Annotated in this window: 10 protein-coding genes; 7 read left to right on the forward strand and 3 right to left on the reverse strand. The window is 62.5% G+C overall.

Annotated features, from left to right (window positions below):
• The first annotated feature begins 314 nt into the window (after nt 1-314).
• The 6 genes from AArcCO_RS06660 (at nt 315) to AArcCO_RS06685 (ending at nt 6,501) form a co-directional block, all read left to right on the forward strand.
• Nucleotides 315-1,553: a 4Fe-4S ferredoxin N-terminal domain-containing protein gene (locus AArcCO_RS06660; protein WP_259535874.1), complete on the forward strand. Its 1,239-nt coding sequence runs from the start codon at nt 315-317 to the stop codon at nt 1,551-1,553.
• Nucleotides 1,543-2,877: an NrfD/PsrC family molybdoenzyme membrane anchor subunit gene (gene nrfD / locus AArcCO_RS06665; RefSeq protein WP_259535876.1), complete on the forward strand. Its 1,335-nt coding sequence runs from the start codon at nt 1,543-1,545 to the stop codon at nt 2,875-2,877. The genes AArcCO_RS06660 and nrfD (AArcCO_RS06665) overlap by 11 nt, the downstream gene beginning before the upstream one ends.
• Complete coding sequence (locus tag AArcCO_RS06670) at nt 2,874-3,080, forward strand: hypothetical protein (protein WP_259535878.1); 207 nt, start codon at nt 2,874-2,876, stop codon at nt 3,078-3,080. Before nrfD (AArcCO_RS06665) ends, AArcCO_RS06670 begins: the two co-directional genes overlap by 4 nt.
• A gap of 259 nt (nt 3,081-3,339) precedes the next feature.
• On the forward strand, nt 3,340-4,491 hold the full coding sequence (locus tag AArcCO_RS06675) for a 4Fe-4S ferredoxin N-terminal domain-containing protein (RefSeq protein WP_259535880.1): 1,152 nt from the start codon (nt 3,340-3,342) through the stop codon (nt 4,489-4,491).
• A 68-nt stretch (nt 4,492-4,559) separates the two neighbouring features.
• Nucleotides 4,560-5,534 carry an NrfD/PsrC family molybdoenzyme membrane anchor subunit gene (nrfD, locus tag AArcCO_RS06680; protein WP_259535882.1) on the forward strand — a complete coding sequence of 325 codons (975 nt, stop codon included), beginning with the start codon at nt 4,560-4,562 and terminating at the stop codon, nt 5,532-5,534.
• Between the two features lie 148 nt (nt 5,535-5,682).
• The gene (locus AArcCO_RS06685) at nt 5,683-6,501 is read left to right on the forward strand and encodes a YwiC-like family protein (RefSeq protein WP_259535884.1); all 819 of its coding nucleotides are present in this window, start codon (nt 5,683-5,685) and stop codon (nt 6,499-6,501) included.
• A 26-nt stretch (nt 6,502-6,527) separates the two neighbouring features.
• On the opposite strand, the gene AArcCO_RS06690 is transcribed toward AArcCO_RS06685, so the two are convergent.
• On the reverse strand, nt 6,528-7,730 hold the full coding sequence (locus AArcCO_RS06690; protein ID WP_259535886.1) for a methionine adenosyltransferase: 1,203 nt from the start codon (nt 7,728-7,730) through the stop codon (nt 6,528-6,530).
• A gap of 152 nt (nt 7,731-7,882) precedes the next feature.
• On the opposite strand from AArcCO_RS06690, the gene AArcCO_RS06695 reads away from it, so the two are divergent.
• A complete protein-coding gene (locus AArcCO_RS06695; RefSeq protein WP_259535888.1) occupies nt 7,883-8,815 on the forward strand; it encodes an NAD-dependent epimerase/dehydratase family protein in 933 nt (310 codons plus the stop codon).
• A 34-nt stretch (nt 8,816-8,849) separates the two neighbouring features.
• Here AArcCO_RS06695 and AArcCO_RS06700 read toward each other — a convergent pair whose 3' ends face one another.
• Together AArcCO_RS06700 and AArcCO_RS06705 are read right to left on the reverse strand one after the other, a co-directional pair.
• Entirely contained in the window at nt 8,850-9,635 is a 786-nt protein-coding gene (locus AArcCO_RS06700; protein ID WP_259535890.1) for a DUF7117 family protein, read from the reverse strand.
• Nucleotides 9,636-9,703: 68 nt separating this feature from the next.
• Nucleotides 9,704-10,147 (reverse strand): acyl-CoA thioesterase, encoded by a 444-nt coding sequence (locus AArcCO_RS06705; RefSeq protein ID WP_259535891.1) that lies wholly within the window; start codon nt 10,145-10,147, stop codon nt 9,704-9,706.
• Between the last annotated feature and the right edge of the window lie 33 nt (nt 10,148-10,180).

Consider the following 10,180-nt stretch of genomic DNA (forward strand, 5'->3'; position numbering starts at 1 on the left):
CGTCGGATTTCCGCCCCGTAGCGTCTGTTTACCGGGATTCGTTCGGTGTGTCTACGTACTCGCACGCCGAATTCGCAGGTGATTTTTCCGATTTCCCGTGAGAATTTATTAATAATGAAGGTTAACGTAGCTTCATTCGAGCGGTAGTAATCGCGGTTCGACTCCGTCGTAGATGAACAGGATGGCCCAGTTCGCACCGGGATAAATCGGTTTTCTCGCAAGAGTGACGAACGGGATCTGTACCGAGGATGGGTATATAAACTACTGTCATATTCAAACGGAGCCTTTCCCTACTCTAGTTAAATTATACAGCTATGAGCCAGGGAAACGATCCACCGTATAGGGAGCCACAAACGACTCACGGTTTTCGTGACGGAACTGGCGACGACAGAGCCGACGGGATCGACGAAGCTCGGGCACGGGAGATCCTGGCGAACGTCGATTACGACACGGATCTCGGGATCGAACTCGCTCGTGACTCCCGCCGGCTGGTTGCCGGCGAGATGAGCGACCGGGAGTTCCACGAGAAGCACAACGACGCGATTCTCGAGGAGTTCGGCGTCGACGATCGGCCGAGTGATCCGGACGTCAACTACGGTTCCTCCCGCGGAGGAAAGCGCACGGGTGCTGGGGATCCGGATCCGGGATCGGACGGCCCGCTTCCGGGCGTCCCCGGAAGCGACGAACCATCCCGACGGTCAGTACTCAAGACGGCCGGCATGTTGGGTGCTGCCGCGATCGGCGGTACTGCGGCGCTGCAGGGGGCCGGCGTCGCGGCGGACGATCAGGACGAACCGGAGCCCGACAAGCAGATGGGAATGGTGATCGACACCGAACGCTGTATTGCCTGTCTCCAGTGTATGCAGGCCTGCAACGAGGAGAACAACACGTCCGAGGGATCGCTGTGGATGTACGTGTTCCGGTACCAGCAGGACGACTACACCGACGAGACTCACCATCTCTCGCGGCCATGCCAGCACTGTTCGGATGCGCCGTGTGTGAACGCTTGTCCGACCGCTTCGAGATATCGCAGGACGGAAGACGGGATCGTTCTCACTGATTACGATCGGTGTACCGGGTGCCGGTACTGTGAGATCTCCTGCCCGTACGGGGTAAACTACTTCCAGTGGACCGAGTCGGAGGGCGAGTTTGACTACGACCGAGAGGTCGACGGAGTCACCTCTGCCGGCGATCCGCCGCAGGGCGTGATGGGCAAATGTACGTTCTGTATTCAGCGACAGGATTCCGGGGATCCGGAGCTCGAGGGAACGACCGCCTGTGAGGACGCGTGTCCAGTCGACGCGATCCACTTCGGAGATCTCGAAGACGAGGAGAGCCCACCGCGACAGCACCTCGACGAGAAGAGTTCCGCCTCGAAGTTCCGCCTGTTCAAGGACGCGAACACCAGCCCGAACGTATTCTACATCGGCAACGAGCCGGAGGGTCATCCGGAGCCGGTCGACGGACCGACGACGGTCGAGAACGCTGGCCTGAGCAAGGATCGTCCGGGTCGTGACGTCTACGCCGACGGAGGTGACGACGATGGCAACTGATCAGGAAACACTTGCACAACAGGTCGTACTGAATCCCCTCACCAGTCTGAGCAAAAAGTACATCGCCCTCCTGCTGGTGCTGCTGGGCTTTGGAGCGATCTACGCGGAGGCCCTGGTACACCAGCTTCGATATGGGTTGGTCGTCACGGACATGGCGTCCTGGGGGACGCAAGCCGGGGTTACCTGGGGAGTTTACATCGGTGCCTTCGAGTGGTACGCCGGTGCTGCGCTCGGATCAATCGCGATCGCGGGATACATCCGGTTTCGAGAGATCGAAGAGTACGAAATGCTCGCTCGGATCGGAGAGCTGTGGGCAGTCATCTCCGCGATCTGTGCGTCGTTCCTCATCGTGATCGACCTGGGTCGACCCGAGCGGGTGATCTACGTGATGGAAAGCTGGCCGACCACGGTCCAACACTCCCCGCTCGCGTGGGACGTGACGTTCGTCACCATGCTGATCGTGGTGTCGACGACGATGCTCGCGATGTCGCTCCGGCGCGACTACGGATGGATGGACGTCGAGCTTCCGCTTCGCGCCAGGATCCCACAGAAACTGCTCACGATCGGCTACAGTCCGACCGAGGGTCGGAAGCTGACTTCGATGCTCAAATACATGGGTGCCGGAATGTTGCTCCTGGTCGTCACTGCCGGGATGGTCCCGGGATGGCTGTTCGGGGTTGTCGGCCCCCAGCCCGGCTACTACGGAAAGATTCAGGGGGTCGTCTTCATCACCGGCGGGATCCCCGCCGGGATCGGCGCACTTACCGTCATCGCGTACGCGATGCGCCGGATCTACGGTCTCGAGGAGGCGCTCCCGGACGCGATGTTCGTCAATCTCGGGAAGGGGCTTGCCCTGTTTACGTTCGTCTACCTCATTGCGCTGTTCAACCAGTTCATGCCGATGGTGTTCCCGATGTCGCCGCTGGGCGGTGCAGCGATCGCCGACGCGATGATGTACGGGGCGCTGTCCACGTACTTCTGGACCTCCATCGCCCTGCTCGTCTTCCCGATGCTGGCGTTGACCTGGATTTACATGTACCGGTCGATCACGCCCGAGATCGGCGTCGTCGCGTCGATGACCGTGATGTTCGGCGTGTTCATCAAAAAGAACCTGGCGGTCCTGGAGCCGCTTATGTTCCCGATCGGACTGCCTTACGAGCACGGAACCTACTTCCCGACGAACGTCGAGTGGGTGATCTCGCTCGGCGTGCTGTTCGTTGGTATCCTGGCGTTCCTCGTCCTGATCAAAATCATTCCGATGTGCTCCGGGACGGGAATCTGCTGTACGAACCCTGATGAATCGATAGAGGAGGTGGAAGCATGAGTACGACAACACTTGGCCTATACGTACTGTTCGGCGTCCTGTGGCTACCGCTGTACCTCATCCTGATCGGATGGTTCACGGACGCCCCGAACGACGTCAGAACCGCGGCGATCGGCCTCGGATACTTCGTCGCAATCGCCACCGCAATCATCGGCTCGACGGTAGTGTTGGCCCTGTTCCTGGGCCTGTTCACACCGGTGTAGGACGCCTCAGGCGACGTTTTTGCGCTGATTTCGCTTCCGCAGGCGATTGCGCTTCACCACCGGAGACCATCGCTGTGTGGAATTGGTATATAAACTGGCCGAATATACAGCCGAATACCAATCCCAGCTACTGACCTATTTTTTCCCGTGAAAGGGATGACTCGGTCGGTCGCGTACCGAAACGATGACACTCGACGGTGGTCGAGAAGAGAACTCGACTGTAGCCTCGGACCCGAGTACTGCCCGACCCATTGAAATTATGAACGACGATCCACACGCCGACATCGACGAACGGGCCGAACGGCTCCTCGAAGATGTCGATTACGACACCGAACTGGCAAAGCGGATGGCCAAGGACGCCCGCCGGATCACGAGCGGGGAGCTCTCCGAAGAGGAGTTCCACGAACGATACCGCGAGGAGGTGAGTGAGGAGTTCGGCGTCGACTATGCCGACTTCGAGGAAACGGGGAACGCGGATCCCGCCGATGGGACGGAGGACACCCCGCACCCACACATTCCGCTGGGCGATCAGCCGGTCTCCCGCCGGACGGTCATGAAGGCCGGAGGGGCGGCTGCCGCCGGCGCGGCAGCTGCAGGGACTGCCGGCTTCCTCTCGGAGGACTCGACGGACGACACTTTCGAGAACCTCGATGCCGAAAGCAATCAGGAGTCCGTCGCCGCCCAGTCGATCGGCCAGCGCAGCATGGGCATGGTCATCGACACGGATGCGTGCATCAAGTGCCTCCAGTGCGTCCAGGCCTGTAAAGAGGAAAACAAGACGCACGTCGGCGACTTCTGGATGTACGTCCACCGTTATCAGCGGGAAGACCGCGAGTACGAGGACGAAACCGACTGCGAGTCGCTCCCTCGTCCGTGCCAACACTGCGACGACGCGCCCTGCGTGCGGGTCTGTCCAAACCACTCCCGGATCCAGCACTACGACGGGCGTGTCCTGTGTAACTACGACACCTGCCTCGGCTGCAAGTACTGTGAGGTCGCGTGTCCGTATCACGTCAACTCGTTCGTGTACTCCGACATGACGGGCTACTTCACCGGACAGCGGCGAGACGAAGTGGACCGGTGGGTTGCCGGTCCGCCGCCGGACGGCTCCTGCAGCAAGTGTACGTTCTGTGCCCACCGGCGATTCACCGAGGAGGAGGAAGGAACCACGGCGTGTTCCGACGCCTGTCCGGTGAACGCGATCCAGTTCGGCGACCTCAACGATCCCGAAAGCGACCCGAACCAGTACCTGGAGGACTTCGACGACGACGAGGTCTTCCAACTCCACACCGACGTCTCGAATCCGAACGTGATCTACGTCGGGGACGACCCCTCCGACGTCGATACCGATCGCGTGTCCGGACCAACGACACACGCAGACGTCGGGCTGGAGGCGCCCGATCCGTACTGAGGTCTCGACGAACGCCAATCGAATGACTGACACCACGAAACTAACACCGAAAACAGGAACCCAAAACCATGTTTGAATCACCATCGGAACTGTGGGGGACGCTGATCGGGACGTACCTCTTCCTCGGCGGATTGGCCGGGGGGGCGTACGTCACCGGCGCCGTCGCCGACTACCTGAGCTATCGCAACGAACAACGAGCGGACGCCTACAGCCTGACCGCCAGGTGGGGAATGGTCATCTCGGTCGTCGCCATCGTCGTCGGTGGCCTCGGACTGCTGTTCCACCTCGGCGAGCCGACGAACGTCGCCTACTTCTGGCTGTTCACCCAGATGAGCTCCTGGATGACGCTCGGTATCTGGATCATCGGGGTGTTCGTACTGTTAGCGATCATCCAGGCGCTCTGGCTCGGATTCGGTGAAGATACCGGGTTCGGTCTCCCGTTCCGTCGGATCAACCGCGTGGCTGACTTCACCCGCCCGACGACCAGAGAGCGGCTCGCGCTCAACGCGATCGGCGCGATCGTCGGCCTCGTGTTGATCGTTTATACCGCACTGCTCATCAGCGACGTCTACCCAGTCGTCCCGCTCTGGCACCCCGTGTTGCTCCCGATGCTGTTCCTCGCGAGCGGGCTCTCCATGGGGATCTGTGCAACCGTCGCGGTCACCACGATCAAGAAAGGCGTCCACGACACCGGCGTCCACGAGTTCAGCCTCGCCGACGACGTGGTCATCCTCGGCGAGATCGCGATCCTGGCGGCGTTCCTGTACGTCCTCCAGGGAGACGGCGCGGTCGCACTCGCCACCTACGATCGATTGACGAGCACGTTCGCCTTCGAGTTCTGGGTCGGGGTCGTCGTGATCGGCCTCATCCTACCGCTCGTGATCTCCGGAGTGATCATCCTGGCGAACCGCATGGACGGGTTCTCGCTCGGCGGAACCACGGAGAAAGTCGCGTACGTGACGAAGTTCGGCTTCGTCATCATCGGCGGCTGGTTCCTCCGGATGGCAGTGTTGTTCTCGGCAATCAACGTCCCGATCATCTGAGCCACGATTCGGGATTGGCGTGTCGGGGACGTTCGGATCGCATCGACTGGTTTCGACTGATTTTGGACGTTTCCCACTGAGTCCGAGGTGACAGTTCCGACCGGGAGAAATCGAGAGGCATACGTGTGCGTATTTTAAATTAGAATAGGTGCGTTCCGGAACCACCCCACAGAACGGCGCGACGGGACGCCGTATTCTGCCACCGATCCCCACAGAGCACGGCGCGTGGGTCATGCTCACCGCAGGCGTGTTGACTCCCCTCGCCGTCGTCGTCGCACGTGGAATGCCGGCGGACGGTGTGCTCTGGGCGTTCGTGGCGTTCGTCGTTCTCGCGGTACTCGCACTGCTGTTCCGGGAGGCGCTCCGCCGTCGTGGGATTCGGGATGCCCCCGCTGCGCGCCGTCGTCTCCTGTTGATCGCTGTTGTCGAAGTGGTGGCAATTCTTTTCGTCGCGGCCGGCCTGGCGCTCCAGGTCGGACCGGTGTGGATACTCGCGGCCGCCGCAGTCCCAGCGGTCGTTCTCGACCTCAGGGTGCGGAAAACTGGGTGGCCCGTCCCGCTCGGCGGGGAGCTTTCCGGGCTCTGTGCGCTGTCGATCGTCGTTCCTGCCGGCGCCGTGTTGCTGAGACTGGACAGCCGCACGGCGGGGCTCCTCTGGCTGCTGTTTCTGGCGTTTCACGTCGGCAGCGTGATCCGGGTCCAGAGCCTCCTTTCGGCGACGGGCCGTCGGGGAGAGCTGTTCCGGCGTGCGTCGTTGAGCTATCACGGCGTCGCGCTGCTTGCGGTCACTGGGGGCTGGTACGGCGGGCTGCTGGGACTCGGTGCGCCCGTCGCGTTCGCCGTCGCCGGCGGTCGAACGCTGGTCGCCGGCGGAGAGGCGACGCCTGCACTGAAGACGGTCGGGCGACGGGAAGGACTGCTCTCGACGCTGTTCGTCGTGACTGCGCCGTGGCTCGTGGTCTTTTAAGTACTTCACGGCGCACGGTAGCCGTTCTAAAAGGTCGAGATGTCGCCCTCGACGACCCGTCGGGTGACGTCGGTGACGTTCGCGAGTTCGTCGTCGATGATCGCCTCGATGTCACTCTGGATATTCACGAGTTCGACGCCGTCGGTCGTCACGACCTGGGCGTCGGCGACGTGGGGCTGGTCGATCGGCCGCCCGATCTGGGAGAGGAGTCGCACCTGGAGGTCCCGGATCCCGTCGACCTCGTCGACGACTGACTCGGCGATTTCCGTCGAGAGCAGGTTGTAGATCTTTCCGATGTGGTTTACGGGGTTCTTTCCGGAGGTCGCCTCCATGCTCATCGGCCGGTTCGGGGTGATGAGTCCGTTGGCGCGGTTCCCGCGGCCGACCGATCCGTCGTCACCCTGCTCTGCGGAGGTGCCGGTCACGGTGAGGTAGATCGATCCGTCCTCGTAATCGTCCGCGGTGTTGACGTCGACGTGGACCTCCCGGTCGGTGTGATCGCGCGCGAGTTCGGTGACGAACTCGCGAACCCGCTCGACGGCGTCGTCGTACGCTTCGATGTCCTCGAGGTGTTCGTCGATCATCGCCGCCGCGACGGTGATGTCGATTCGGTCGTTCTCGCGTTTTCCCATCACCTTGATGTCGGCGCCGAGTTCGGGGTTGTCGGCCGCATAGGTCGTGTTGAGCTGCCGTTCGGTGGCGTACACGATCTGTTCGGTCTCAGTCAGGGGGGCGTGTCCCACGCCGAAGGAGGTGTCGTTTGCCATCGGCACCGTGGCACCCTCCTCGGAGAACACCTCCTGCAGGTCGCCAGAGCCCTCGCCGAGCCTGGTGTCGACGACGACGTCCGTGCCGAAGTCCAGTTTCGGTATCTGTTCGGCGAGATACTCCCTTGCGGCTGCAAGCGCCGTCGAATCGACCGGGAGCGACTGTCCGTCGTATTTCCGGGTCGCCCGGCCGACGATGAGAACGTAGATCGGCTCGACGACCTCGCCGCCGCCGAACGCGGGTGCCGCCGACCCGGCGGCGAGTTGGGTTTCGTCGGTGTTGTAATGGAGGACCCGCCCCACGCGATCGAGATACATCTGCGAGAGCGCCCGCGAGACCGATTCGGCGATGCCGTCACAGATGGAGTCCGGATGACCGATCCCCTTTCGCTCGACGATTTCGACTTCCTGGTCCTCGACCGCTCGTCGGTCGAGTTGGCTGACCTGGATGTTCCGACTCATTGCCGGACGTTCGCTCGCAGTCGTGCTATAACTTGCGGAAACGTTCCGGAATCTGGTAATGCGTGGTGTGCATATATCGGCGGCTGTCGGTGCCGTGTCGTCGAAGCCGCCGTCTCGACAGAGCTTTTTGGCTGCCTGCGGCTCGTTCGGGTATGGAGAACGCCCGCGTGCTCGTCACCGGCGGCGCCGGTTTCATCGGGTCGGTCCTCGCGAATCGTCTCGCTCCCCGAAACGACGTCCTCGTCGTCGACGATCTCTCCCTTGGTACGACCGACAATCTGGTGGACGACGTTGAGTTTCTGGAGGCTAGCGTCCTCGATCCGGATCTGACGGACACGGTCCGCGACCGACTCGGGGGGGTCGACGCACTGTTCGTCTTCGCGGCACTCTCCTCGCGGGACATGCACGACGAAGAGCCCCAACGCGGGGTGCGAGTCAACGTCGAGGGGTTCGTGAACTCGGTAGAGGTCGCACGCGACCTCGGCTGTGAGACGGTCGTGTACGCTTCCAGCTCCTCGGTGTATGGAACCCGCGAGCGTCCGTCACCGGAGTCGCTTTCCGTTCGACCGCGAACCCGCTACGAGGCGTCGAAACTCGCGAGGGAACAGTACGCGTCGGCGTACGCCGAGGAGAACTGTTCGGTGACGGGGCTGCGATACTTCTCAGTGTATCAGGGGTTTGGCGGCAACGAAGCCCACAAGGGCGGATACGCAAACACCGTCTCGCAGTTCGCCGACGCGATCGCCAGGGGGGAATCGCCGGTCGTCTTCGGCGACGGCACGCAGACCCGGGATTTCCTCCACGTCGAGGACGCGGTCCGGGCGACCGAACTGGTCGCAGACCAGCGCCTGTCGGGGATATACAACGTCGGCACCGGCGAGGCGTACAGCTTCAACGAGATGATCGACCTTTTCAACGGGGCATTCGGAACCGACGTCGAACCCGAATACATCGACGTTCCGTACGACGATTACGTCTACCACACGCGGGCGGATCCCTCGAAACTCGAAGCCGCGACCGGCTGGGAGCCACGGATCGACTTCGAAACCGGAATCGAGCGCGTGTGTCGACCGTATCTCGAATAAATTTTCTCGTGGTGCCCTGCCCCCCGTTTTTCAGTCAATCCACGTCGGCCAGTCTATCGTGACCCCGCGCCAGCGCGTCGAGGTCGTCGTCCCGGAGGTACGCACCGATTTCCCGGGCGGCGACGACGAGCGTCTCGGCCTCGGCGGGATCCACCTCGCCCTCCAGCGCCCGGACGCGTTTCGTTCGGTCTCGCAGCCGACCGAGGACGGTCGTCACGTCGGTTGTGTCAGTGCCGACGGCGTCCTCCTCGGTTTCGGTAGCCTCATCGAGGTCGCTCAGGTACGTTACCAGTTCGTCCCGATACGCTTCGACGACAGTCGCGATGGCCAGCCCCCGAGCCGGTGCCAGCGCGGTCGGCACAGCTTCCGGTTCGGGACGAGCGCCCTCGTCAGTGCCTTCCAACAGTTTCAGTACGTAGAGGCTCGCCGCTTCGTCGGGATCCTGGAGTCGCCTGTAGGCGTGGACGACCTCCAGCAGTTCCCGGGCGGCCAAATAGGTGTCGTCGAGCGGCAGGAGTTCGCCCCCTCGAATGAACCCGCGTTTCCGGAGGTACTCCCGAAGGGTCGATCCCAGTTCGTCTGCGATCTCGTCGACCCCTTCGAGCTCTGTGTCGGCTCCCCGGCGGGGCTCCTCGTCGGCGACCGCTTCCCGGAATCGCGTGAGGTCGAGCGTCGCCGGCGCGTCCGTGTGCCGCTTGCGCTCGGTTTCGACGCCGACGCTCCGGAGGCTCCCGCAACCGGGACATGCGATCTCCCCGGTGTCGTAGTAGGACCAGCGCGTCCCGCAGTCGGTACACTCGCGATCGCCGCGGACCTTCATGTCGGGATCGTCGGCGGGAAGCCGCTAAAACGAACCGGTGTGGCGTCCCCGTCGCGACCTGACGACGTTCAGTGGTGTGATTCCCCTTCGATCGCCTCATCCCGGAGCCGTCGACCCTTTTCAGTCTTCACCGCGAGCTCCGGGACGGAGACGGGCGTTCGGTCCTCGTCGATCGCGACGAACACGAAGTAGGATTCGGTAGTGCGTTCTATCTCGCCGGTTCGAGGATGTTCGCGGTACGCCTGTAGCCGGACCCGGACGCTCGTCCGGCCGGCGGCGTAGACGTACGAGTGGATGAGGACAGTGTCGCCCTGCGGGACCGGCTTCTCGAAGTCCATTCCCTCGATACTGGCGGTGACACACGTCTGCCCGGCGAACCGCATCGCCGACATCGCACCGACCTCGTCCATCCACTTCATCACGTTGCCCCCGTGGGCCATTCCGTAGTTGTTCGTGTGGTTCGGCTGGATGCGCGATCGGTTTTCGAGGTACGTGTCGAGCAGCGTGGGCATGGTTGACGGTTGTCGACAGCCAGTAAAAGGCAC

The organism is Halalkaliarchaeum sp. AArc-CO (genome assembly GCF_024972735.1).
GTDB lineage: Archaea > Halobacteriota > Halobacteria > Halobacteriales > Haloferacaceae > Halalkaliarchaeum.

Excerpts from the sequence above, each read along its gene's own strand:
- nrfD (WP_259535882.1), top strand. The coding sequence starts at position 4,560 with ATGTTTGAATCACCATCGGAACTGTGGGGGACGCTGATCGGGACGTAC.
- AArcCO_RS06705 (WP_259535891.1), bottom strand. The coding sequence starts at position 10,147 with ATGCCCACGCTGCTCGACACGTACCTCGAAAACCGATCGCGCATCCAG.
- AArcCO_RS06695 (WP_259535888.1), top strand. The coding sequence starts at position 7,883 with ATGGAGAACGCCCGCGTGCTCGTCACCGGCGGCGCCGGTTTCATCGGG.
- AArcCO_RS06690 (WP_259535886.1), bottom strand. The coding sequence starts at position 7,730 with ATGAGTCGGAACATCCAGGTCAGCCAACTCGACCGACGAGCGGTCGAG.
- AArcCO_RS06700 (WP_259535890.1), bottom strand. The coding sequence starts at position 9,635 with ATGAAGGTCCGCGGCGATCGCGAGTGTACCGACTGCGGGACGCGCTGG.
- AArcCO_RS06670 (WP_259535878.1), top strand. The coding sequence starts at position 2,874 with ATGAGTACGACAACACTTGGCCTATACGTACTGTTCGGCGTCCTGTGG.
- AArcCO_RS06660 (WP_259535874.1), top strand. The coding sequence starts at position 315 with ATGAGCCAGGGAAACGATCCACCGTATAGGGAGCCACAAACGACTCAC.
- nrfD (WP_259535876.1), top strand. The coding sequence starts at position 1,543 with ATGGCAACTGATCAGGAAACACTTGCACAACAGGTCGTACTGAATCCC.
- AArcCO_RS06675 (WP_259535880.1), top strand. The coding sequence starts at position 3,340 with ATGAACGACGATCCACACGCCGACATCGACGAACGGGCCGAACGGCTC.